This window comes from Pseudarcicella hirudinis (assembly GCF_900115665.1).
Taxonomy (GTDB): domain Bacteria; phylum Bacteroidota; class Bacteroidia; order Cytophagales; family Spirosomataceae; genus Pseudarcicella; species Pseudarcicella hirudinis.
In genome coordinates this window covers 15,374-40,822 of sequence record NZ_FOXH01000005.1, presented here as the reverse complement: position 1 = coordinate 40,822, position 25,449 = coordinate 15,374, and the positions used below count along the sequence as shown (strand labels likewise).

Sequence of the window (25,449 nt, the reverse complement as noted above, 5' to 3'; positions counted from 1 at the left end):
CCACAAATTAAATAAAAGTTGTGCATAGGAACACGCTTTACATACTTTCAGGAAGTTTTATAGTTTCATTATTTGCATGGTTGTCATGGTCAGATCCACTTGAATCAAATCTGACACTGGCAGCAAATGAAGTATTTGAAAAAGAAAACTCTCCCAAAGAAGATACAACCAAAGTTACAAAATCAGGAAAACGACCAAGGCTAAAACTAAAAGACAGGCTTGGGAACCGTTTTACGCACAAAACTCCTGCTTCTCCTTTTATCCTGAAAGATCCTAAAGGTCTCAGTACAGAATTTAAACTGGACTCTGCCGGAACCATTGCTGTTTATGAAAAACTGAAAGACCTACCCAATGATTATCGTCCGGCCGAAAGATTGTCGTATGAAGAATATTCCAATTTACAAAGGGAAAGATATTTAAGGAGTTACTGGAAATCTTATGCTGCTTCTCAGGACGGGAAAAGTGATACCAAGGGAAGAGGTTTATTACCCAAAATAGAATTACCTCCTGCAATTGACAGAATTTTTGGAGGGACAGATATAGATTTTAAACCTAATGGAAATATTCTGGTTGACATTGGTTATCTAAGCCAGTTTTATGATGACCCTGCCGTTCCGGTAAGTTTAAGACATAACAGCAGCTTAAACTTCAATGAACAGGTTCAGGTCAATTTTCAGGGAAAAATAGGAGATAAACTTAATCTTAATACCAACTTTGATTCCAAGGCAAGTTTTAATTTTCAGAATCAGTTAAAACTAAACTGGAGAAGTAACGAAGAAGATATCCTTCAGAATATAGAAGCTGGGAATACTTCCTGGACACTGAACAGCCAGTTGATACCCGGAGTTCAGAATTTGTTTGGTCTGAAGGCCTTAATGAGATTCGGGAATCTTGATGTTACTGTCGTTGCGGCTCAGCAAAGGTCCAAACAGGATTGTATTACCCTTCAGGGTGGTTCTCAGGGCAAGAAGTTTGAAATCAGAGCTGATGCTTATGACGAAAACCGACACTTTTTCCTTTCTACGTACTTTAGAAATAATTACGAAAGATCTCTCAAATCACTTCCTGTAATTACCTCCGGGGTAACTGTAACCCGTGTGGAGGTATATGTAACTAACAGAACGAATAATACCGAAACGCTTAGGAATATTGTTGCACTTTCTGATATGGGAGAACCAGTTCCCTATTCAGCAAGTAGGAATAAACCGGTTTTGCAACCAATTGTGGCTGGTCAGCCTGCTGATAACAGTACCAACGGTATTTACGACAAGCTTACCAAGGATGAAAGAATCCGTCAGTCTGATCAGACCTCTTATTTACTCGAAACCAGCTATAACCTTCAGAAAGGAACGGATTTTGATATGCTGAAAGGAGCAAAGCGTTTGACAGAAAGAGACTTTCGCTTTAATCCGCAGTTGGGTTACATCTCCCTGATCACCCCTTTGAGAAATGATGAAGTTTTAGCGGTTTCTTATGAATATACTTACAACGGAAGAAAATATCAGGTTGGGGAACTGACTGAAAATTATCAGAACAGAAAAGATGGAGAAGTACTGGTTTTGAAAATGCTTAAATCTTCTCAGGTCAGGAACAACCTCCAGCATCCGATGTGGAATCTGATGATGAAAAACGTTTATTCGTTAAATACCAGTCAGTTAAGTAAGCAAAACTTCCAGTTAAGAGTAATTTATAAAGATGATAAGACAGGTGTTGATAATCCTAACCTGCAGGAAGGTGCAAGATTGAAGGATGTTCCTTTAATCAGAGTATTGGGTGTTGACAGATTAAATCAGAACGGAGACCCTCAGGTTGATGGAAATTTTGACTTTGTTGAGGATGTAACGGTTGATTCTAAAAACGGGAAAATTATCTTTCCGGTTCTCGAACCTTTTGGTTCTACCCTGAAAAAGAATTTTAATGCTGATGAAGACGGATTGGTTAATAAGTATGTCTTCGAAGAGCTTTATACAAAAACACAAACGGATGCACAGCAAATTTCGACGAAAAACAAGTATTTCTTAAAAGGAAGTTTTCAGTCGGCTCTGGGAGGAGATGTGTCTTTACCATTGGGCGTTGATGCTAAAACAGTAACGGTTACAGTCGGAGGTAGTACCTTAGTACAAGGCACGGATTTTATCGTAGATCCGCAATTGGGTCGTGTGAAAATTCTGAATGATGGAATTTCCAATTCAGGTCGGGAAATCAGAGTTTGTTATGAAAAGCCGGATTTATTTACCAACCAGACAAGAGGGCTTTTCGGAACACACCTTGATTATCGGCTTGGAAAAGATATTCACCTCGGAGCGACGCTTCAGCATTTGAGTGAATCTCCTCCCAATTATCTCAGAAGGGTAGCGATTGGCAATGAACCTGTCAGTAACACGCTTTTTGGTTTTGATGCTTCCATTCAAAGGCCTTCAAGATTTTTGACAAGACTGGTAGATGCCCTTCCAATTATTTCTACCAAGGAAACTTCAGCAATTGATTTTCAGGGAGAATATGCACAGCTTATTCCGGGCGTTAATTCCGCGGTGCAGGATAATGCATTTATTGATGATTTTGAAGCAGCAAGAACAGTTTATAACTTAATTGGTCAACCAACTACCTGGAGACCCGGAGCTACTCCGCAGCATCAGCAGTTCAACGTTGGAACCCCAAATGACCTGGCCAACGGTTATCAGCGTGCTAAGATTTCAGCCTATAGTGTTGACCCGAGTATTTATGGTTTAGGAGGCTTTGGGGTAGATATCCCGGGATTGGACCCTTCCAAACTGACTAACTTCTATGAACGTCAGGTTTCTCCGAAAGCTCTTTTCCCGAATAAGGACCTTGCCAATAATATTACAAGCTTACCGATCAGTGTTCTGGATGTTGCTTATTTCCCTTCAGAGAGAGGGATGTACAACTTTAACCCTGATTTAGATAAAGATGGTTTGCTGAAAAATCCGAAGAAGAATTTTGGGGCTATTACCAGAGCACTTACTTCTGATACAGACTTTGACAATGCAAATATTGAGCAGATCGAGTTTTGGTTAATGGACCCGTTCCTGACCGGTTCAAACGGGGTAGTGAGAGATGGAAGATTTAATACGAACAACACCACCGGAGGAAAATTGGTATTCAACCTGGGGGATGTTTCTGAAGATTTTATTCCTGACGGTAACTATAACTTTGAAAACGGGATTCCAACAGGAGATAAAATTCCGGGAGGGGATAGTCAGAATATCAGAGTTACCAAATGGGGGCTTGCTCCGACCAGACAATTTGTAATCAATGCATTTGACAATGAAGGCGGAAGAGAATTGCAGGATGTTGGTTTGGATGGTATTCCTAACTCCGGAGATGAGACAAATATCTATACGGAGGAAGTAATGCATAAAGATTACCTGACCCAGTTAAAAAATTCAGGTATGGATCCTACCGCTTTTGAAGCCATTCGTGCTGACCCGGCCGGGGATGATTTTACCTATTATCTGAGTGAAAAATATAATAATGTTGAAAGCATAGTTCAGCGGTATAAGAATTATATGGGGTTGGATAAGAACTCTCCGTCAACCGCTGCCAGTTCAAACTCCGGATTTACTGAGGCCAGTAAAAATGCCCCTGACCGTGAGGATATGAACAATGACAATACCATCAATGATCTTGAATCATATTATCAGTACGAGGTTGATCTGGCACCGAATAAACTGGCTGTCGGACAAGGTTATGTAGTAGATAAAGTTACTGAAAACGGTGCGGATTGGTATTTATTCAGAGTTCCTGTAAAAAACGGAAAATCATTCGGAGGAATTAACGGATTAAAATCTATCCGTTTTATGAGAATGTTTCTGACAGAATTTGAACAGCCTGTTGTGCTGCGTTTTGCTCAGTTGCAGGTTTCCGGATTCCAGTATCGTAAATATACAGGAGACTTAAATCAGAGAGGTTTGCAGGAAGTTCCGGAAAATTATGATGCTAAATTTAAAGTAGCCAGTGTAAATATTGAAGAAAATGGTCCGTCGAACAATAAAGGTGATAATGTAATCCCTTATGTGATTCCTCCGGGATTTCAGAGAGATCGTGATATTACTACAATCAATAATGCTCAGTTGAATGAGCAATCTTTAAGCCTTTGTGTGGATGGTTTGAGAGACGGCGATTCAAGAGCGGTTTTCAAAAACACTAATTTTGACTTCATTAATTACAAACGTCTTAAAATGTTTGTTCACATGGAAAGTGCTGCTCCGAATGTCGGAAAAGTCTCGGCTTTTATCCGGATTGGTACGGACCTTACGCAGAACTATTATGAAGTTGAAATTCCAAAGTTAACGCAAACACAGAAAGGGGCATCAATTGACACAGACGTATGGCCGGCTGAAAACGAATTTGATATTGGTTTTGATGTAATAAAACAGATTAAAAACCTCAGAGATAATGATCAGACCCGACAATTTTTAAGAGACAGAAATCGTCAGGCCGGAATACCGATTACAGAGCCTTATTCAAGAGACAGTATTGTAGATCCTGTAAGCGGGAAGGTTTATAACCTCAGAATTGTAGGTAATCCGGATCAGAGTGCTGTACTCACTTTAATGATCGGGGTGAGAAACCCTAAAGATGATGCCCAGCCAAAAACCTTTTGTATCTGGGTTGATGAGTTAAGGGCCTCCGGATTTGATCAGACTTCCGGGAAAGCTGCAGTGGCAAAATTAGGGTTAAAACTTGCCGATTTTGCCAATGTTACTATGAATGGTAGTTTGAAAACCTATGGTTTCGGAGGAGTTCAGACCCGTATTTCAGAAAGATCAAGGGATAATACCCTTGAGTATGGCATTGCCGCGAATATAAATCTGGACAAGCTTACTCCTGAAAAATGGGGCTTGAAAATTCCGATGTATGTAACTTATGACAGAAGAAATATCAAGCCGGAATTTGATCCTTTGGATCCGGATATTCGTTTGGATGAAACATTGAAAAAATTCTCTACTGACCAGGAAAGAGAGAATTACCGGAAGATGGTGGAGGATAATTCGGAAAGAAAAGGGCTTAATTTCTCCAATGTGAGAAAAGTAAAGACTGGAAAGAATGCTTTGATGCATCCCTGGGATATTGAGAACTTCTCCTTCACTTATGCTTTTTCTGAATTAACCAGAACCAACACTTTAATTGAACAATATTCACAAACCTCACATAAAGGAGGGCTGAGTTATACTTTCGTCGGGAATCCCAAACCGATAGAACCGTTCAAAAAATATAAATGGAATCATCCATTGCTGAGATGGTTTAAAGAGTTCAACTTTACACCTTTACCGACCTCGGTTACTTTCCGGGCGGATATGGATAGAAGTTTTGTAAAGACCCAATATCGTAATGCTGATTTTTCAACAGCCGGATCAACTCCTTTATTTGAAAAATACTGGAGATTTAACCGTCTTTATAACGTTGGCTGGAATCTTACAAAAAGCGTTATGCTGACATACAGTGCCACAGCCAGTGCAATTATTGATGAACCGGCAGGAGATTTGGATACAAAAGCTAAAAAGGATTCTGTCTGGAGAAGTTTAAAAAATCTCGGGCGTACCAAAGACTTTGACCAGCAGTTTACAGCTGTCTGGCGTTTGCCTTTAAATAAATCTCCTTTAACAGACTGGATGAGTGCAGATTATACCCACCATTTTGGATATACTTACGCTGCAAACTCTTATGACATCCGCGATTCGCTTAATGTTCCTTTTGGTAATGTAATTAAAAATATCAGAGACAGAGGTATCAAAGGAAAAATTGACTTTGTTGCGCTTTATAACAGAGTGAGAGCCCTGAGAATAGCAAACTCTCCGAGAATTGAGCGTAAAAATATTGCAAGAAACCCGGGGGATGATGAGGACATTTTCAAAAAAGAACCGGAGTTTTTAAGAGGTATAACCCGATTGCTTATGGCAATCAGAGGAATTCAGGTTAATTACAACATCAGTGAAAGTACCACACTGCCAGGCTTTATGCCAAGTCCCGGATTATTGGGACTCAGCAGCGTAGGTGGAGCCCCCGGATTTGGTTTTATTACGGGTAGCCAGGATGAAAATATAAGATATGAGGCAGCAAGAAATGGATGGTTGTCGAAAAGTACCTTGCAGAACCTTCCATTCGTGCAGACTAAAACCCAGAACTTAAGCTACAGGACGGATGTAGAGCCATTTAAGGACTTTAAATTGCAGATTGAAGGGAAATTCAGTAAAACGGACAACTTCCAGGATTTCTTCAGACCAACTGTGACAAACGGTGCATTTAAGGATGTAAGTCCGGTTCGTTCCGGTAATTATTCAATGACATTTTTGTCATTCCTGACGGCATTTAAAGATGCTGATGGCGTATTTAATACATTCAGAAGTAACAGACAGATTATTCAGCGCAGGCTGGAGAATCTGAAAGGAGGCAGTTTGGGAGAATATAATAAAAATTCTCAGGATGTTCTGATTCCTGCCTTCTTTGCAGCTTACAGTGGAGTTTCAGCGGATAACGTCAAATTCTCTCCGTTTTATAACATTCCTTTACCAAACTGGAGACTGGATTATGGCGGTCTGCTTAATTTTGATTGGTTTAAACGGAATTTTTCTTCCGCTACACTTACACATAGTTATACATCCACATACAGCGTAGGAAATTTCATTTCTTCTCTGGAATATGGAAAGTTTGATGAGGATTACAGAAACCTGACCCTAACCAGCCTGCTGTATCCATTGTCTTCAAGATTCAATGACCAGGGATATCTGATTCCGGTATATGTGATGAGTACGATTTCATTTAGTGAGCGATTTGCCCCATTGATAGGTTTCAGTGCTATTACAAAAAGCAAAATTTCTCTGAGACTTGATTATAATCAGGACAGAAATGTTGGTTTAAATCTCACCAACTCGCAGGTAGCAGAGCTGAGCAACAAAGACCTGACAATTGCTGTAGGTTTTACCAAAGCGAATATGCTTGTACCTTTCAGAGTAAGAGGGAAAAGGGTAAGGCTGCCGAACGATTTCCGTTTCAACTGTACGCTTACCATCAGAGATACCAGAACGCTGCAGAGAAAACTTGACGAGGAAACCGTTGTAACAGCGGGTTCGACCAATTTTCAGTTCAGACCCCAGGCAAGTTACAATGTGAATAAAAGATTGAGTGTAACCGCTTATTTTGATAAAATGATGAATAACCCGTTAATTTCGAATGCCTATTACAGATCAACGACTTCCGGAGGGATTCAGGTTAAATTCAGTCTTTCGGAATAATCCTAAAGGTTTGGATTAAGCTTAGATTGTATTTTTATTTGCAAATGAGGGGCATTTTCTTGTAATTTGCAGTGCAATTATGGAAGGGTTCTTTCAGAAACCATAAAAGTGATCATAAAGACCTTTTCCGTCAATTCCCTGTTAAGCTTAATCCCTGAAGATTTCTTCTGATTTTCAAAGGATTTTGAAATTATCATTAATAAGACAAACTAAACAAAAATGAATTTTCCACAAGATCTTCTGTACACGAAAGAACACGAATGGGTTAAGTTGGATGGCGATGTTGCCATCGTTGGAGTTACTGATTTTGCGCAAAGCGAGCTGGGTGACATTGTTTATGTGGAAATAGAAACAGTAGGTCAGACGCTTGCCAAAGATGAAATCTTTGGAACTGTTGAAGCGGTGAAAACTGTTTCAGATTTGTTTTTACCGGTAGCAGGTGAGGTATTGGAAGTAAACGACCAGTTGTCAGATGCTCCGGAATTGGTAAACTCTGATCCATACGGTGAAGGCTGGATGATTAAATTGAAAGTTTCTGATCTTTCTGAAATTGAAGGACTTATGGATGTTGAAACTTACAAACAACACGTCGGACATTAATTTCGAAATTGATATTTATAAAGCCCTGACTTTCAGGGCTTTTTTTTGATATGACATTTAAATCCGGTGATTTAAGTGTATTTTAACCGCTAACGTACCGGAAGACATGTCATTTCTCCTTTCGGCTTTTATCCGGTTAAGGCATAAAAAGAGTTAAGATACTTGATGCGATTCGCTGAAAGTTTATCAGTCAAATAGTCATTAATAATTTTGGAAATGAAAATTCTTATTCGTTCAGCTAAGATTGTTCAGAAAGGATCATCTTTAAACGGATTGATCCGGGACATTTTTATTGAAAATGGTAAAATTGCAGAGATTGGTGAAAACCTGATGGTTGAAGCTGATGAAGTTGTTGAAGAAGAAGGACTTAGTGTTTCAGCCGGATGGTTTGATATGCGGGTTCATGCGAAAGATCCCGGATTGGAATATAAAGAAGATTTATACTCCATGGAATCTGCGGCAAAAGCCGGAGGAATTACGGAAATCGCTACTCTTCCGAATACCAAACCGACTGTCCAGACAAGAGAAAGTGTTCAGTATCTGAAAAACTTTGGAAAAAATAACCTGGTTGCTATACATCCGATGGCAGCTGTTACATTAAAGTGTGAAGGAAAGGATTTTACAGAAATGATAGATCTTAATCAGGCCGGAGCTGTGGCATTTACTGATGGAGAGCATCCTTTGCAAAATGCTGATATTTTCCTTAAAACGCTTCAATACCTGGCACAATTCGGCGGAATACTGGTGAACAGACCGGAAGAAGAGAATCTGACACATTTCGGACAAATGCACGAAGGAATTACCAGTACGCTGATCGGAATGAAAGGAATGCCTAAAATGGCAGAGGATATGATGGTGATGAGAGATCTGAAACTACTTCAGTATGTAGTTTCAAGTCCTTTGTTTAAAATGCCTAACCGTAAAAGCCTGCTTCATTTTTCATGTATTTCAACGGCAGAATCTGTTGAAATGATTGGACAGGCGAAAGAGATGGGTTTGCCGGTCAGTTGTGATGTGGCTGCCCACCAGCTTGCTTTTACCGATGAAAACCTCTTTTCTTTTGATCCTAACCTGAAAGTAAATCCTCCGTTCAGAGCTCAGGAAGATGTGGATGCTTTGTGGGAAGGACTGGCAAACGGAACAATCGATGCGATTGTTTCTGATCATAACCCGCATGAAGAAGAATCGAAAAAGCTTGAATTTGATATGGCAGAGTTTGGTGTAATCGGACTGGAAACACTCTTTCCTGCCATTGCCACAAACAATGAAATACTTTCAGCAGAAGAAATCATTGAAAAGATTACCACAGGACCAAGGAGAATTTTAGGGATTGCCAATCCAAAGATTGAAATCGGACAAAATGCCAACCTGACAGTTTTTAGTGCAGACAAAACCTGGAATTATACAGAAAAGAGTATTGTTTCAAAATCTAAAAATTCTCCGTTTATCGGCCAGACCTTTACCGGGAAGGCGGTTGCTGTCATCAACAATGGCAAATTCTGGAAAACGGAGAAATAATAGCAGAAGACATTAATTTTATCAGTAATTTACAGAAGTAAAAAATAACAGCGTGTTTACTGTAACTTTTTTTAGAAAAACAATAGTATTTGGTGTACTTGCCGGGCTTGCATGCTTTGGCTATTGTCTGGTGCTGAATAGTATAGGAGTGATTCCTCTTGCGGGGAAAAAAGCCCCGAATGCGATCATTAACATTATTTTCATGGTGTTGGCAGTGAGAGCTTACCGCAAAACCAAACAAGATGAGATTCTCCATTTCTGGGAAGGTTTGATTGTAGCAAACTTTACCAATTTCGTGGCGGCCTGTATAAGTTCCAGTTGTTTATACTGGTATTTCGGAGCTAATAACGGAGATTTGATTAAACTCTTTGTTGACCAGAGTATTCAGGAACTTCTAAGCTATAAGGCTCAGATTGTAAAGCAGGAAGGACTTAATTACTTTATTGATCTGATGAATCAGATTAAGCTCATTACACCGGCTTCAATTGCCTCAGATGAGGTACAGCAGAAAATGATTTTGGGCTTTTTACCTTCTATTATGATTTCGATTTATTTCAGAAGACAATATGTAAAATAATAATATACCTTATAAATTAATGGAACAAGGAACCTCTACTACCAGAATTGCTTTGAAATGGGGATTCATTTCAGGTCTTATTTCTTCTGTGCTGACTGTTGTGAACTATGTATTTGATCTGTATAGAAATTCGTTATTCTCTACGCTGGGTTTTGGCTTACTGGTAGTTTTTACCATATTTATTTATGTTTTGGCCATGAAAGATTTCAGATTGAATAACAAGGATCTGATGTCTTACGGCCAAGGAATAGGAATCGGGGTTTTAATTTCCGTTATTTATTCCATTATTTCAGGTGGATTTAATTACATTTATCTGACTTTGATTGATCCTGCTTCAGCAAAGAAAATGACTGAATTTCAACATGACAAGATGATTGAGAGCGGGAGAACAGAAGAGCAATACGAAATGTTTATGAATTCAGCTATCGGAAAAATGATGACAAGCTTAAGTGTACAGTTTGTTTTTCAGTTGTTTTTCTGGACATTTCTGGGATTGATTCTTTCCCTTGTCATTGCAGCAATTTTGAAGAAGGAAAAGTCGTTTTTTGAATAGAATGTTGTTAATCTTATCTCCTGAGATCGGATTATTTTAAAAGATAATAAAGAGGATAATGTATCAAATCTTCAAAAAGGAAGTAAATAGTTTCTTAAGCTCTCTGATTGGCTATATCGTAATGGCAGTTTTTTTGACCGCTACAGGTTTGTTTGTCTGGGTTTTTAGTGATAATATTCTCGACAATGGTTTTGCCGATATGTCCTCCTTTTTTAACATCTCTCCTTATATTTTCCTGTTTTTGATTCCTGCCATTACCATGAGGGCATTTTCGGAGGAAGTTAAAACCGGAACGATTGAGCTGCTTTTTACCAAACCGCTTTCTGTCTGGGACATAATTATCGGGAAATACCTGGCAAGCTGTTTCCTGATTTTTCTGGCTTTATTGCCTACTTTGCTCTATTATTTTTCTGTATATAGTCTGGGAAGCCCTGAAGGAAATATTGATTCTGCCGCTACTTTCAGCTCTTACCTGGGATTGTTTTTGCTGGGTTGTGTTTTTGCTGCGGTAGGAATATTTACATCATCATTGACTGATAATCAGGTTGTTGCCTTTGTACTTTCTTTTGTAATGTGCTTGTTTTTGTACTATGGAATAGGAGAGATTGCCGCGCTCTTTGAAGGATTAGGATATACTTTCGGTCAATTAGGTCTTGACTATCAGTATAATGCTTTGGGAAGGGGTTTGATTGATTCCAGAAATGTGATATATTTTCTGTCAGTTATTTCAATAATGCTCTGGGCATCAAGGTTAAAACTATTATCAAAAATGAGCTAACCCTGATCTTCCTAATCAGGGTTAACAGAAGTTCTATTTTATGATCACACCATCAGCCACAAAAGCCAGTGCTTTTTCAGGTTCAGTAATTTTGGCAATTTCTTCCTTACTTTTCCCGGCATCTTTAGCATAATGTTTTAATTGCTTTACGGAGGTAGTTTTAACTTTGGCAATTCCTTCGAAAACTACATTTTTACCTGTAATATCTTTCGGAACAAAGAAACCGTAATCTTTAAAAGTTACCCTCATAGACTGTCCGTCGTTTAGTTTGACTTTCATCCAGCATCCTCTTTCTTTACAAACTGACTCAACAGTGCCCTGTACTTTCGTTACCAGAGAATCTTTTCCATCAATCTGACTAACAAGTTCCTGTGTAGAAATTGCGCCTTTCTCGTCAAATTTTGCTCCGTGGAAAGATTGCGCATTGGCTTTTGATATGGCTAGTGAGAAGCAAGCCAGAAAAAATAGTTTTTTCATAATATTATTGTCTGAAGTTTAGGCAAAAGTAATAAATCCCTGTCTTAATCGGAAGGCTTGATTCTGGATTAAACAGAAGTGAATGGAAAGTCTAAGCGAAACCCGGCTTGAAAGTATGAATATTATGAATATTTTGACAAAATTCATACTCAGAGGGTTGATTGGAGCAAATAAACAAAATGCGGTCTTTGCTGAATTTACGAACATTCTCGAGATACCAGGCGGAAGCCTGAGCATCAAGGTTAGAAGTAGGTTCATCAAGCATCAGAATTCCGCAATCAGACCAGAAAGCCAGTCCTAATTTTACCCTTTGTTTCATCCCTGATGAGAAAAATTTGATTTCTTTATTTCTGGCGGCAGGTAATTCGATGAAATCGATAAAATCACTGGTATGCAGAGATTCTCTGAAAGGCTTGAATTTAATATGAAATTCGATTAATTCAAGAAGGGTAAATTCTTCAATTAATTCGAGATAAGGTGCTGCAATAATAAGATGTTTGAAAAAATCGTCAGAACGGATCTGATCTGAGGATTCTGAGGATTGAAAATAGCTTATATTTCCTTCATTCTGTGGAATGAAGCCAGAGAGAACCTGCAAAAGAGTTGACTTCCCGCTTCCATTTGCTCCGGTAAAGGTATAGGACTGATCAGATTGGAAGTCGAGGGATAAATTCCTGAAGATCCATTCGTTTCTAAATTTTTTTCCTAAATTTTCGGCTTTAATGAGCATTTGATGATAGTCGGGAACTGACAATAATTCGAATTATTATCAATTCCCGACTTATTATATTTACGAGAGACCTTTCATAATTCCTCTTTCTGAGTTACGGATGAAATTGAGGATTTCATCTCTTTCGGAGGAAGCCGGAAGATTAATTTCGATTTGTTCGAGAGCATCCAGATTGTTCAATCCTTTCAGATAGACAAAACGATATGTTTCCTGAATATTGGCAATTTGTTCGTCAGAGAACCCGCTTCTGCGTAACCCGATTGAGTTAACACCTGCATAAGAAAGTGGTTCACGACCAGACTTTGTAAACGGAGGAACATCTTTTCTGATTAAAGAGCCTCCGGACACCATTACATGGCGACCGATTTTTACAAACTGATGAATGGAGCAGGATCCGCCTAATCTGGCATAATCAGCCACTTCAACGTGTCCTCCCATCTGTACATTATTGGCAATAATGCAGTTATCTCCGATCAGACAATCATGAGCCACATGAACGTATGCCATCAGGAGGCAGTTTTTGCCTATTTCTGTTTTATATTTATCAATAGTTCCTCTATTGACAGTTGCACATTCCCGAATGGTAGTATTGTCGCCGATAATGGCATAAGTATCTTCTCCGCCAAACTTTAAGTCTTGCGGAATGGCAGCAATTACTGCTCCGGGAAAAATCTTACAGTTCTTCCCGATTCTGGCTCCGGGAAAAATTGTGACATTGGAGCCAATCCAGGTGCCTTCCCCGATTTCTACATTTTTGTGAATTACCGTAAACGGTTCCACCACAACATTGTGTGCAAGTTTTGCCTCAGGGTTAATGTACGCTAATGGTTGTGTCATATTTGTGGTTACAGGTTTGACGATCTTTTCACTAAAATCCCTTACCTTGAAACTGTTAACTAATTTTTTCTAACTAAACTTGCGGTCATATCGGCTTCACAGACAATCTGTCCGGCTACATAAGCCGTTCCGTGCATTTTTGCGATTCCACGACGGATTGGAGCAAGCAACTGACATTTAAAAATTACGGTATCACCCGGAACTACATTTCTTCTGAAACGACAGTTTTCAATTGCAACAAGATATGGCCAGTAATTTTCAGGATCAGGTACTGTACTGAAAACTAAAATACCTCCGGTCTGGGCCATTGCTTCAACCTGCATCACACCCGGCATTACCGGATTATTTGGAAAATGTCCCATGAAGTAATTTTCATTCATGGTAACATTTTTCACACCCACTACACTTTCGTCATCAAGATAGATAATTTTATCTACCATTTGAAATGGATAACGGTGTTCTAACAATTGATAAATTCTCTCGTGTGTAAAAATCGGAGGTTGTTTCGGATCATAAACAGGAACCTTATTTTTCTCCGTTTCAAGCATAAGCTTCTTAATTTTCTTTGCCAAAGCAACGTTCGCGGCATGGCCTGGACGGGCGGCAAGAATCTGGGCTTTTATCGGACGCCCCACTAAAGCTAAATCTCCGATCATATCCAGTAACTTATGGCGGGCCATTTCGTTTGGATAATGCAATTCAAGATTGTTAAGAATACCGGTTCCTTTGTCAACACTTACTTTAGGTTTCCCTAATAATTCAGCAAGGTGATCCAATTCGCCGGCCTTATACTCACGATCAGCAATTACAATAGCATTTGACAAGTCTCCGCCTTTGATAAGGTTTGCCTTGTAAAGTGCTTCCAGTTCATGCATAAAGCAGAAAGTACGGCAATTAGCAAAATCATTGGCGAATTGTGAAATATTAGTCAGGTTTGCGTGCTGACTGGTCAGAAATTTAGAATTATAATCAACCATCACTGTCAAACGATAGTCATTTAACGGCAGTGCGGTGACTTCAACTCCTCTTTCCAGGTCTTTATATCTGACTTCTTCCGGAAGTTCGAAGAATTTACGGTGGGCATCCTGTTCCTCAAGTCCGGCATCTTCAAGCGCTTCCACAAATTTGATAGAACTCCCGTCCATAATCGGAGGTTCCGGGCCGTCCAGTTGAATCAAAACATTATCAACCTGCATGCCCACAAGTGCTGCCAAAACATGCTCTACCGTGTTAATTCTGGCACCATTATGTTCAATAGTAGTACCACGTGAAAGGTCAACCACGTGGTCAACATCAGCATCAGCAATCGGCTGGCCGGGTAAATCAGTACGTTGAAACTTAAAACCGTGATTAGTAGGAGCAGGAACAAATGTCATCGTAGCTGTTACGCCAGTATGTAAACCTACACCCGTTAAAGAAACGGCCTTTTTGATTGTATGTTGTTTATTATTCATTGGGTGAATTTAACAATGAAGTTCAGAGATTTTTGTAAAAGATTATGCCTAATTACATACTCACAAATTTGAACTCTAACCTTATAGTAGTCTATTCTTGAAATTTATTTTCTAAAGTACTCAGTCTTTCATCCAGTTTGTTCAGCTGTTTGATATAAACCTGGGAGCGAAGGTATTCTTTATTTTCTGAAGCGGGACTTCCCCCGAGAATCATACCTTCTTTTTTAAATGATTTGGAAACACCTGACTGAGCTGTGATAATGGTTTTATTAGGAACAGTAATATGTCCTACAATTCCGACCTGTCCGGCAATCATACAATTTTCTCCGATTTTTGTAGAACCGGAAATACCTGATTGTGCTGCAATTACAGTATTCTGGCCGATTTCCACATTATGGGCAATCTGAACAAGGTTATCAATCTTAACACCCTTACGAATAGTGGTCGAACCCATTGTTGCGCAGTCTATAGTAGTATTGGCACCAATGCTTACATTATCTTCAATCACAACATTACCAAGCTGAGGAATAGTTTTATAAGATCCGTCAGCCTGAGGAGCAAAGCCAAAACCATCGCTTCCGATCACTGCGTTGGCATGAATAACGCAATTTTCACCGATAAACGTATTTTTGTAAATTTTTACCCCCGGATAAATGACGCTGCAATCTCCGATACTAACATGATCTGAAATGGTTACATTCTGATGGATTTTGACATTCTTTCCGATAGAACATCCTTCTCCGATATAGCTGAATGCGCCAAGGTAAATTCCTTCACCGATGTCAGAGGTTTCGGCAATGAAACTAGGCTGTTCAATGCCTTTTTTATGATCTGCAACAATTTTCTGATATTCCTGAAGCAGGATGGTAAATGCTGAGTAAGCATTTTCTACTAATATTAATGTTGAAGAATAATCCTTTTTGGGTTCAAAAGTCTTATCAACAATGACTGCCGTCGAATTGGTAGTATAAAGAAATTGCTCATATTTGAGATTAGCCAGAAAGGAGACAGAGCCTTCCTTTCCCTCTTCTATTTTTGAAAGTTGTGTTACTTTCAAAGACTTATCGCCTTTGATTTCACCATTTAGCATTTGAGCAATTTGTTCAACGGTAAATTCCATGTAATGAATTATGAGTGCTAAGTAATAATATGGAATGTGGTTTGAAACCCTTCAAAAGAAATACTTAATCGTGGAACTTATGCCATATATCACTATTTTGAGTGCAAATATACATTCTTTGCCCAACAAATATAGTATTTTCTGACAATGTTACTGAGTGCTTTGATGGTCGGAAGGTCCGATGCCTCTGCAATATCCATTATCGTATGTTCCTTAGTTAAAATGTTAATGTTTTGTTTTCCAGAAAGATAAGCAGCATTTGTATTGGAACCTTCTATCAGTAAATAAGGTAAATCTTTTTCTGTTACATTTTCCTGACTCAACAAATCAATTTGAATTTTTTCAAGATGTGATTTATCGAATGGCACATCCGACATGATTATTTTATACAATTTCCTGTCGAGGAGCATTCTGCTTATTCCGGAAAGCAGTTTATCCGGGTGTTTTGTCCATACTTTAATACTTCCCATAACGTCTGAATCATCCATTTCCGTGAAAGCCTCCAGATATTGTTTGTCAGACTCAAACTGCTCCAGTGTAACATCATTTTCCAGAAACAATTTCAAAGAAGGTGTGGCAAATACTTCCTTTCCTTCCGTTATCAGATCCTTGGCACGTCTGATAATTTCTACCAGCATGGTTTCAGCACAGATGCAGGTTTTGTGCAGGTACACCTGCCAGTACATCAGCCTGCGGGCGTTAAGGAAGTTTTCAACGGAATAAATGCCTTTTTGTTCAACAACCAGTTCATTGTCGACAATATCAAGCATCTTCAGGATCCTGTCAGCGCCAATTGAACCCTCTCTTACTCCGGTAAAGAAACTGTCTCTGTTTAAATAATCCATCCGGTCAACATCGAGCTGGCTGGAAATAAGCTGATAGAAAAATTTCCTTTCATATTGATTGGAAAACATTTTTATTGCCAAATCCAGTTTCCCGTCGAATGCAAGATTCAGATCCTTCATCAGCAGGAGAGAGATCGCTTCATGATTTACCTTGTTGAGAATGGTATTTTCCAGAACATGGGAAAACGGGCCATGACCAACATCATGTAAAAGGATCGCTATCCGGGCTGATTCAGCTTCATGTTCTGATATTTCATGTCCTTTGGATTTTAACGTATGAATGGCCTCGTTCATCAGGTGCATGGCACCGAGTGCATGATGCAGACGTGTATGCAAGGCTCCGGGGTACACATATTCAGCCACCCCTAATTGTTTAATTCTCCTTAATCGCTGGAAATAAGGGTGCTCTATAATATCAAAAATAAATTCTGTAGAAATATTGATGAAACCATAAACTGGGTCATTAATAATTTTTCGTTTATTCATGGGAAGAGGAAAAAGCTATAAAAAAAGCGATACACATACGTATCGCTAAGTTAATAAAATCTAAGATTTGTTACTAGTTTCTTCCACCTCTTCTGTCTCTCATACGATTTTTCATTTCTTCCTGAAGGTTTGTGTACTTGGTAAATTGTTCAGGAGTCAGAATGGTTTTGAATTTGTCGTTCTGAGAATCTATCAATTCTTTTCTTTCCTTGAAAGCCTGAGCTTTGTCGGTTGCATTTCTGGCATAATCATTTTTGAGAACCCTTTCAAGCATAAGAGCCATAACCTGAGTTTCCTGTTCGGGGCTTAAACCAAGGGCTTTTGAGAGGCGTTTGGTTTGAGCATTTGCTCTTTCTTCGGGTGTTTTTCCATCGGCTGAGGTATTCTGATTCGTATCCTGAGCACGAGTTTGAGAAATATTTGCAAAAAATATCATGGCAAATAGTCCCAGCGCTAAAATTACTTTCTGTTTCATTTTCAGGGGATTTAAGTTAAAATTTAAGCTAAGACAAAGCAAAATTGCTAAAGTTTAAACTGAAATTTTAAAAACTTATTTTGTGAATAGGGTCAGATTTCGTAATTTTGTGCCACTGTAAGAGAGCAATCTCATCAGGGACTTGTAGCTCAGTTGGTTAGAGCATCTGACTCATAATCAGGGGGTCCATGGTTCGAGCCCATGCTGGTCCACCTTCACAAAAAGCCTTCATACGATACATATGAAGGCTTTTTTGTATTTTATGCGATTTTAAATCCAGGAATATTGGGTCTGAGCCTTCTTCAGGAACTCTCCTAAATTGTCCAAAAGTGTCCAAAATTTTGGCATATTTGTTAAGATTTTGTTAAAGTATTAAAGACAATCGTATGGAAATATCAATTGCCCTATGGAATGTTCCCACTAAAAAGAAGGGATTTCCTATAAAAATTCAAATCTATAAAAATCCTCAAAACAGAAAGTATATACCAACAGGTTTTTATACTTTCAAAAAAGATTGGGATCTAAATAAACAAGAGCCCAAGCCAAGTCATCCACAGTATATTAATTTGTTAAATTACTTGTATACCAAAAGGTTATTAATAACTAAAAGTACTGCCATTTATACTGTGGATCATACTATTGAATACGATAAATATTCTCAATAATTTATATCCCAATATTTATTATTCAGGCATATTATTCCTGATAAATGATCAGGGATGGTTTTGTCTGAGTGCAATTTTTGGATTTAGCTTTGGCCTTTTGCTAAAAAGTGAAGAATCCGGAGCCTATATTTTCCCCAAACGGATGTTGATATTATTCTGTCTGGGACTTGTAAACAGTTTTTTATTTTTTGGGGATATACTGAAGGATTATGCCATGATCGGACTAATCATATATGCCTTAAAAAATCTAATCATAAGATTTAGATCAATCGCCTTAATAGTTCTTTTCCTGCTGACCATTGGCTGCCTATTGTTTATTGAAAATGATATGAAAAATGTAGGAAGCATTACAGACTTGGTGAAAACAGATTCTGTCTTCCTTGCTAATTTCAAGTACAGTATTTATCTTAATCTTAGCTCCAAGTATTACTTAGTCTGTTATCATATTCAAATGTTGCTATTGGTGCTGACAGGGTTTTACGCTGGTTATTTTGGGATAAACAAGACTTACCTCTGGTGCTTTAAAAGGCCACTATACAATTTTTGGTCATATCTGATGGCAGACGGAATGATTTTATCTTTTTTGTTTTTGTTTCACAGCCATATTTCAACTTTTGGAAGTGTCTTGTACTTTCTGCATATTTTATTTTTTTCGATATGGTATATGACAGGCTTCTCTATGCTTGTAAGAGATGGTACTCTTTTAAACAAGATATTGTCTAAGATTGGAAGAAGGACTTTAACAATTTATTTTATACAAAACCTCATCCTATGCAGTATTTGGTTTCTTTCGTCCAAACAAATCAGCCAAGGTCTGATCATTAATTCCATTTATTTTCTTGGACTACAGATTGGCATATTGTTGATATTCCTGATCAACAAAAGCTTCCTGAAGAAATCAAGCTGGATTGAAAACCTTTGGAGAAAGTTGGCAGCTGGTTTTTAATATTGTATTTGTGGGATGTTACCGAATAGACTTTTTCTTAAGTTTTCCTTACGATTTACACAGCCTGTAAATGAAACAGAAAGCGGCTAAATTGAGAGAGAGCTCATATTTAAGCGCTAAGATCATACAATGTTTGGCTATTCAACCGTAAAATGTACGCAAGAAAAAATCATCTCCTGTCATAAGTATTTTTTTTCTGTGAAATCAACTTTGGCCATCCCATTACAAATGAATAGTTGAGGAAAAAATAATCTTTATCAGCTCTATTAACAAAAACCTTGGCTGCTGGTATTTCATTTAAAACTACATTTGAATATTCATTGACTTCATCATATACAACCTGATCTGTTTCATTTTTAACAGTTTTCGTTAACAATTGTCCATGTCTCCAATCCAGATTTCTGCCTGGGAAATATGGAAAAACATAGTCATTTTTAAGAGAAATATTTGCCAAGGTGAATGCTCCAGCTTTGAAGATGTATTTAAGACTTACACTATATGTTGAAGCATCTGTGGGATCTGTATGTTCTGTACGATACTGATAAACCGTACTTCCATTATAAACTATCCTGCCACTGGATTCTGTTGAATACACTTTTTCAATAACTTTTCCATATCCCACATTGGCACCACCCCGGTACCCCTGATCATTTACTGCGCCACTGTTTACTTCTGCAAGCAGACGTCTCTCATAACTGCTGCCAGTACCAATTGGTGTACAATCCTGAAAGGCAAATTGTTTTTTTCCACTGCAATCATAAAAGAAATAGGAGTAATAATGTGGTTTAGCTTTTAATACACCTTCCTCATAAAAATATTTGGTTCGCTTGCTTGTCTGATCAAGTGTATTAGATATGATTTCTTTGATTCTTAATCCACCACCTATCGGATTATAAACTGTGCATCCTGTTATGGCGTCGGGTATTGACTCTCCGAATGATGGACTTCCAATAAAGTCATATTTATGTGGTTCAAAAATAAACTCTGATATACCCCCCGTCGGGTATTTTATTTTGTTAAGCGTACTTGCTTGAATGTAGGTTGCATCCGGACTTCTATCAGCACCTCCGATTGTCCAAAATGGTAATGACTCTGTACCTGCTATTACACAAAATGCCTCCAAATTATAAAAGCTGTCTGCTCCTCCAAATGGTCCACAGAACCCCTGCCATAAATCCATCCCATTTTGGTCTTTCCCATTAAAGAATCCCCAATGATCCTGAGCAGCTGACATCTTATGAGGCAAACGATCATTTCCATTAGGTAATCTATCCAAGTATTCAAATTCGTAAGGGGGAATACTATCACTTACGGCTCCTCCAGACTTCTCTGTTATTTTTTTGAGATACATTCTATAATTCAAATGATTGGTCGTTGCTCCTGTAGCCGGACATAGCGGACAAAAAGTATTCGGACCCAGATAAGGAGAGTTTGTCAAAAGGTTTTCATATCCAAATTTATAGAATTTTATAATTACATTATTTAAATCTTTAATCTGGATTTCCGACAAAGCTTTCGAAGTATTTATCGTCCCATATAACCCAAGATCGACTCTTGGAGAAGCGGCCGGAACGAAGCTTATAGTTCCAACTCCTTCAAAATTAATCTCACTTAATCGTTTGCCATCTATTGATATTTTATTAGGAATATGTGCGCCTTCATCTCTGGGCAAAGATGAATTGTAATTGATAGAAGTGGACCCATCTGAATTTGTAACAGATGTTCCTAATGGACTAATGCTCTTTGTATATTTTATTGCCTGATAATATCCATAAGCTTCATCCTGATAGATAAAATTAATATAATCTTTAGCCGTTGGTGAAGTTATCTTGGTAAGATACCAGGAAGTAATCGTTCCATTTGTTCTCTCTACCTGAGAAAATTCATATTTAGCACCATCATCTGTTATAATAGTGAACCCCGTACTATTTCCAAATGTAACCTTATAATTGCTGGCCTGATTGAATTTTGGTTTCCCTGTATTATCAAACACGAAACTTCCGCTCATTCCCATAAAATTGTAATTGAAAACATCCGGCTCAAAATCATAGTTTGTACTACCGCTGGTGCTGGCGTTTTGAAGTGTACTAAATGTGGTATTCTGCTGACTAAGATTATCAGTTAACAACGGTAATGATAATCGTTGGGGTATCATGCCAGTTGAGGTTGCCTCCTGATCCGCCTTATCCCTGACATTTCTGGTAATTACATCTCCAGCATTTAAAGCCCATCCAAGTCCAACCCATGAAGCATTCTCTTCAACCCTGATTCCCGAGGCATTATAGGAAAGACTAATCGGTAGTGAAAGCTCACGCCCCTTAAGCTGATATATCGGAATTTCGATAGAGGGATTTCCTGTATACAAATTAACAGGTAGCTCCCCGTAAGTACCCAATGAAGCGGCTGTAGGTGATGGAGGTATAATATCTTCATAGCCTTTTTGTCCTATTACTATGGTATATTGTAACAATAGCCCTACTAAATACAATCCTTTAAATCTTGATTTTATAATTAGTCTATATTAATAAGCTTGTTAAAATTTTTCCAAACTTGTATTTAATGGTTGTTTAAAATATTTAGCTCTAATTTGTCAGCCTCTGAAAATGTATTTTAACTTTTTCCTGCTTTTTGTTTAATAATCACGGGCTACTTTACCATTTAAGTGAAAGATTATTGCCTATTAAATAATACATTTCTATTTACTAACTTTGGCAAGTTTATCTTTCATTTCCAGAATGCGGTACAGATAGGCTAAATTTTGTCTGAGTGTTTCATCAGCCCTGACTGCATAGGCTTTTTCAAAAAATGGGAGTGCTTCCTTAAATTTAGCAAAGGCTTTGGTTTCAATTTCTTTGCCACTTCTTTCATAGGTGTTGATATCCATCACATCTGCAGTACGTTTAATACTTACGCCTTCATTAAATTTATAGAGTCCTGCCATAAAATTCAGGTCATAATCATTTGGAGCAGTTTTAAGACCATTTAGATAATTTGGAAGGGCTAATGGGCTTTTTCCGGAATTTTCATAAAGTAATCCTGCTCTCAGAATAAGGTCTTTATTATCAGGCTGTACTCTCAAACCTTCTTCCAGATCGGCTATATTGTTATCAATTCTGTTAAAATGGACTCTGAGCATGGTCTTAGTGTCGAGAAGATCCTGATCATTGGGATTGGCAATCAAACCGGATTCAATGGCAGAAAATGCTTTTTCCTCATCTTTTTCATCCTGATATAATTTAGCCAGGTTTGTATAAGCTAGAGGATTCCTTCCATTGAGGTTAAAATATTTCTCAAAATAGGAGTGAGCTAGTTTTTTGTTGGCAAGGTTTTGAGCTGACAGTGCACTATATAGAATGCCATCCTTGTTAACAGAATCTTTTTTGAGAAAGGTTTGCAGCGAATTCAATGCTTTGGCAAACTCTTTATGCTGAAACTGCTTTTTTCCTAAAGAGAGGTAATCAGTTTGAGCAGCTAAGGTCTTAACAGCAGTTTTTTTTGGGGTTTGTGCAAAAGTCTGTCGGGTTTGTAAAACCAGGAACAAGAGAAATGCTATGAGTGTACAGATTCTGATTTTCATGATAATATTGAGTAATGCTAAAAGATTGTAATATTTTAAAAATTTCACGACCAGCTCATCGGGCAATGGTAAGAGTTCCTTCATATTGTTCTTTTCTGGCCGGAATGTTTATTCTGTAAGCATAAATGCCATTAGGCAGTTTCTTCCCCTGATATGTTCCGTCAAAAGGGCTGTTGTAACTTCCATCAGAGAAGAAAACAATTTCTCCCCAGCGATCAAAAATCGTGATGTTAACCTCTGAATTATTACCGATTCCAAAAATCTGCCAATCATCATTTTCATGATCGTCGTTCGGAGTAATAATATTAGGAATAAAGATTCTCTCGTTTACAAGAACATCTAATGGAATTTTTGTGTCACAGCCTTCCTGATCCGTTATTTTGAGCCATAATTTAGTATTGGCATTCAGCTTAATCTTCGGTGAACCTAAAGTAGGGTCGGAGAAAAGGTTGGCCGGAGACCAGCTATAGATCCAGTTAGAGTTGTTCGGGCCTTTCACCAAAGTTTCTATTTCTTTCCATACGGTGATGGTGCTATTAGGAAATTGATAATCAGGTGGTTTGATAATCCTGATTTTTTGGGTGACTTTCCCTGACTGACAAGCATAAGCACCTTTATATTCATAACTGACATCATATGTCCCAAAAGGTAGATTTCTCCCATCAAATATGCCAAGCTGTTGATTGGTAACTCCGGTACCGCTGTAAATGCCGGAGGAGCCTGAAGGACTGCCAACTAATTGAGTGGTGGTGTTAGGATTTCCACAAAAGAGGTTTACCGGATCCAATGAAACAGGAATATTACTGACCAATTCAATTTTATACGGAGCTGAAGACTGGGTACAGGAATTACTGTCCGTTACAGCCAGAACATATTCCGCAGCTTCATTTGCTTTCAGCTTATCAGAAATTTCGCCTGAAAGAGAGAGATTGTTTTTAAACCATTGATATTTCATTTTATCCTCCGGTATTCCAGATAATAAGATGCTTTCGCCCTGACAGATTTTATTGTCAGACTTGTCAGGGGTAATCGTAGGTTCGGGTTTAGGGTTTTTTACAAAATTGAGGGTATCAGTGACCGAAGGACAAACATTTGTACTCAGATTAGTGGTAATGGCGACAAAATATTTTCCTGATTCTCTTATGGTAATGGAATTAACATTACCGGCAAAAATAGATTGGTCTTTAAACCATTGATATTTTATAACAGGCTGCGTAATATCAGGCGCTTTTAATTGGCGGACTTCACCCTCACAAAAGGAGGTAAGCTGAGGCGTAAATTTTATTTTTATACTCTCCACTTTCAGGGTTATTTCCCTGCTGGTTCTAGCTTTAGAACATTCATTTTTTAAGTAAGCAGTCAGATTATAAACTCCGGGTTTGAAGGCTGTTAATGTATCTGAGTTGGCTTTTGGGATATTATCCCCATTGAATTCCCATTGATAAAGCCAGTTTGGATTTTGAGTAGCCTGAAAAATGACTTTTTCCCCAAAACAAATGATAGGGCTGGTTCCATATCCCAGCGCAATTACATCAGGGTTTGGAATACTGGATGGAGGGGGGCAATCAATAACCCTTAACTGGAAGTCGCGGGTAGCTTTACCAATTAGTTCGAATTTTCCTCTTATTTTTCTGTATTCACTGATTACTACCGCATAAACATATAAACCAATCTGGTTAGCTTTGACAGACAACGTTCCTCTTACTGGATCAATAGTCAAAGGGGGATTTCCGGGAATGGCATTGTTTTCATTATAGCCGCTTTGCCAGGAAACAGGCGTAAATACACCCTGACTTGTCATGTCGGTATAATTAGCATTAGAAGCTCCCTGCATGGGGGTCATAAACTGATAGGAAAGAGAATCTCCGTCGATATCGACCCCATTGAAATTGAATTTAAAAGGATCTTTCAGACAGATATATTCCCCGCTTAATACATTGAAAGAAGGTGAAGAATTGATAAAAGGTTTTCCATTCCGCATCATGGCAGGGAAGTCGGTTCTATACAGAATTCCTGCTAACCTTGAATTTTTAATATTGGTAATGTTATCATTCCGGCAACATCTGTCGTGTGTAGCATAATACCCCATCGCATCAGAAAAAGCAGAAGGGTCTTCCTCGAAAGAAGCCTCATAAGTAATCTCGAGTACTTTCAGTCGATTAAGGGTAGAACAATACTCATTGGAATATTCAAAAGGAACTTGTTTGGTTTTATAACATAACAATCCCCTGACAAAAGCATTATCTCTTTTGCGGAAAATAACCACCTTCTCAAACTCATTAGGGGTAGAGTTTTGGGCATTAAGTGCATCAAAATAAAGTTTGAGTACTACTTTAATATTTCCTGCTTTATTATTGACGGTTTGAATTTCAATATGTCCACCAACGATATGATCAGCCCTGATTGGAGCAATCAGACCCAATAAACCCAGCCATAAAATCGCAATGATACATCGTACGTGCATAAACCTTTCAGATAAGTATAAATACTGAAAAAATTAGCTAACGTCCGAATTCGAAAATCAGAATACAGGCGGGATAATGAAGGAAAAGCTCACA

General features: G+C 38.3%; 17 protein-coding genes and 1 tRNA gene. 8 read left to right on the top strand and 10 right to left on the bottom strand.

What is annotated here, in order from left to right:
* The first annotated feature begins 20 nt into the window (after positions 1-20).
* From sov to gldF, 6 genes are all read left to right on the top strand, one after another.
* Complete coding sequence (sov, locus tag BM179_RS10175) at positions 21-7,253, top strand: T9SS outer membrane translocon Sov/SprA (RefSeq protein WP_177219359.1); 7,233 nt, start codon at positions 21-23, stop codon at positions 7,251-7,253.
* A 219-nt stretch (positions 7,254-7,472) separates the two neighbouring features.
* Positions 7,473-7,853: a glycine cleavage system protein GcvH gene (gcvH, locus tag BM179_RS10170; protein ID WP_092016287.1), complete on the top strand. Its 381-nt coding sequence runs from the start codon at positions 7,473-7,475 to the stop codon at positions 7,851-7,853.
* Between the two features lie 216 nt (positions 7,854-8,069).
* Complete coding sequence (locus BM179_RS10165) at positions 8,070-9,371, top strand: dihydroorotase (RefSeq protein ID WP_092016284.1); 1,302 nt, start codon at positions 8,070-8,072, stop codon at positions 9,369-9,371.
* Between the two features lie 52 nt (positions 9,372-9,423).
* Complete coding sequence (locus tag BM179_RS10160; protein ID WP_092016281.1) at positions 9,424-9,948, top strand: DUF4199 domain-containing protein; 525 nt, start codon at positions 9,424-9,426, stop codon at positions 9,946-9,948.
* A gap of 19 nt (positions 9,949-9,967) precedes the next feature.
* Positions 9,968-10,501: a DUF4199 domain-containing protein gene (locus BM179_RS10155; protein WP_092016278.1), complete on the top strand. Its 534-nt coding sequence runs from the start codon at positions 9,968-9,970 to the stop codon at positions 10,499-10,501.
* Positions 10,502-10,559: 58 nt separating this feature from the next.
* Positions 10,560-11,279, top strand: a complete 720-nt coding sequence (gene gldF / locus BM179_RS10150) for a gliding motility-associated ABC transporter permease subunit GldF (RefSeq protein WP_092016275.1) — start codon at positions 10,560-10,562, stop codon at positions 11,277-11,279.
* A gap of 33 nt (positions 11,280-11,312) precedes the next feature.
* Here gldF and BM179_RS10145 read toward each other — a convergent pair whose 3' ends face one another.
* From BM179_RS10145 to BM179_RS10115, 7 genes are all read right to left on the bottom strand, one after another.
* Positions 11,313-11,756, bottom strand: a complete 444-nt coding sequence (locus BM179_RS10145; RefSeq protein WP_092016272.1) for a DUF4920 domain-containing protein — start codon at positions 11,754-11,756, stop codon at positions 11,313-11,315.
* A 91-nt stretch (positions 11,757-11,847) separates the two neighbouring features.
* Positions 11,848-12,486, bottom strand: coding sequence for an ABC transporter ATP-binding protein (locus tag BM179_RS10140; protein ID WP_092016269.1), 639 nt, complete (start codon positions 12,484-12,486; stop codon positions 11,848-11,850).
* 60 nt (positions 12,487-12,546) lie between these two features.
* Positions 12,547-13,323 (bottom strand): acyl-ACP--UDP-N-acetylglucosamine O-acyltransferase, encoded by a 777-nt coding sequence (gene lpxA / locus BM179_RS10135; RefSeq protein ID WP_092016266.1) that lies wholly within the window; start codon positions 13,321-13,323, stop codon positions 12,547-12,549.
* 59 nt (positions 13,324-13,382) lie between these two features.
* Complete coding sequence (locus BM179_RS10130) at positions 13,383-14,777, bottom strand: bifunctional UDP-3-O-[3-hydroxymyristoyl] N-acetylglucosamine deacetylase/3-hydroxyacyl-ACP dehydratase (protein ID WP_092016262.1); 1,395 nt, start codon at positions 14,775-14,777, stop codon at positions 13,383-13,385.
* A gap of 91 nt (positions 14,778-14,868) precedes the next feature.
* Positions 14,869-15,897 (bottom strand): UDP-3-O-(3-hydroxymyristoyl)glucosamine N-acyltransferase, encoded by a 1,029-nt coding sequence (gene lpxD, locus BM179_RS10125; protein WP_092016258.1) that lies wholly within the window; start codon positions 15,895-15,897, stop codon positions 14,869-14,871.
* Positions 15,898-15,989: 92 nt separating this feature from the next.
* Complete coding sequence (locus BM179_RS10120; RefSeq protein WP_092016255.1) at positions 15,990-17,228, bottom strand: HD domain-containing protein; 1,239 nt, start codon at positions 17,226-17,228, stop codon at positions 15,990-15,992.
* A 73-nt stretch (positions 17,229-17,301) separates the two neighbouring features.
* Entirely contained in the window at positions 17,302-17,703 is a 402-nt protein-coding gene (locus BM179_RS10115) for a DUF4890 domain-containing protein (RefSeq protein WP_092016252.1), read from the bottom strand.
* 138 nt (positions 17,704-17,841) lie between these two features.
* Here BM179_RS10115 and BM179_RS10110 point away from each other — a divergent pair.
* Positions 17,842-17,915: transfer RNA gene (locus tag BM179_RS10110), tRNA-Ile, on the top strand.
* Positions 17,916-18,089: 174 nt separating this feature from the next.
* The gene (locus BM179_RS10105; protein ID WP_092016249.1) at positions 18,090-18,368 is read left to right on the top strand and encodes an Arm DNA-binding domain-containing protein; all 279 of its coding nucleotides are present in this window, start codon (positions 18,090-18,092) and stop codon (positions 18,366-18,368) included.
* A 1,115-nt stretch (positions 18,369-19,483) separates the two neighbouring features.
* Here BM179_RS10105 and BM179_RS10095 read toward each other — a convergent pair.
* The 3 genes from BM179_RS10095 to BM179_RS10085 form a co-directional block, all read right to left on the bottom strand.
* Entirely contained in the window at positions 19,484-21,802 is a 2,319-nt protein-coding gene (locus BM179_RS10095) for a hypothetical protein (protein ID WP_143095199.1), read from the bottom strand.
* Positions 21,803-22,009: 207 nt separating this feature from the next.
* Positions 22,010-22,975: a tetratricopeptide repeat protein gene (locus BM179_RS10090; RefSeq protein ID WP_143095198.1), complete on the bottom strand. Its 966-nt coding sequence runs from the start codon at positions 22,973-22,975 to the stop codon at positions 22,010-22,012.
* Positions 22,947-25,355 carry a T9SS type B sorting domain-containing protein gene (locus tag BM179_RS10085; RefSeq protein WP_092016236.1) on the bottom strand — a complete coding sequence of 803 codons (2,409 nt, stop codon included), beginning with the start codon at positions 25,353-25,355 and terminating at the stop codon, positions 22,947-22,949. The genes BM179_RS10090 and BM179_RS10085 overlap by 29 nt, the downstream gene beginning before the upstream one ends.
* Positions 25,356-25,449 lie beyond the last annotated feature (94 nt).

Bases quoted from the DNA above. Each gene is read 5' to 3' on its own strand.
- gcvH (WP_092016287.1), top strand. From the start codon at position 7,473: ATGAATTTTCCACAAGATCTTCTGTACACGAAAGAACACGAATGGGTT.
- BM179_RS10165 (WP_092016284.1), top strand. From the start codon at position 8,070: ATGAAAATTCTTATTCGTTCAGCTAAGATTGTTCAGAAAGGATCATCT.
- BM179_RS10155 (WP_092016278.1), top strand. From the start codon at position 9,968: ATGGAACAAGGAACCTCTACTACCAGAATTGCTTTGAAATGGGGATTC.
- gldF (WP_092016275.1), top strand. From the start codon at position 10,560: ATGTATCAAATCTTCAAAAAGGAAGTAAATAGTTTCTTAAGCTCTCTG.
- BM179_RS10145 (WP_092016272.1), bottom strand. From the start codon at position 11,756: ATGAAAAAACTATTTTTTCTGGCTTGCTTCTCACTAGCCATATCAAAA.
- BM179_RS10140 (WP_092016269.1), bottom strand. From the start codon at position 12,486: ATGCTCATTAAAGCCGAAAATTTAGGAAAAAAATTTAGAAACGAATGG.
- lpxA (WP_092016266.1), bottom strand. From the start codon at position 13,323: ATGACACAACCATTAGCGTACATTAACCCTGAGGCAAAACTTGCACAC.
- BM179_RS10130 (WP_092016262.1), bottom strand. From the start codon at position 14,777: ATGAATAATAAACAACATACAATCAAAAAGGCCGTTTCTTTAACGGGT.
- lpxD (WP_092016258.1), bottom strand. From the start codon at position 15,897: ATGGAATTTACCGTTGAACAAATTGCTCAAATGCTAAATGGTGAAATC.
- BM179_RS10120 (WP_092016255.1), bottom strand. From the start codon at position 17,228: ATGAATAAACGAAAAATTATTAATGACCCAGTTTATGGTTTCATCAAT.
- BM179_RS10115 (WP_092016252.1), bottom strand. From the start codon at position 17,703: ATGAAACAGAAAGTAATTTTAGCGCTGGGACTATTTGCCATGATATTT.
- BM179_RS10105 (WP_092016249.1), top strand. From the start codon at position 18,090: ATGGAAATATCAATTGCCCTATGGAATGTTCCCACTAAAAAGAAGGGA.
- BM179_RS10090 (WP_143095198.1), bottom strand. From the start codon at position 22,975: ATGAAGGAACTCTTACCATTGCCCGATGAGCTGGTCGTGAAATTTTTA.
- BM179_RS10085 (WP_092016236.1), bottom strand. From the start codon at position 25,355: ATGCACGTACGATGTATCATTGCGATTTTATGGCTGGGTTTATTGGGT.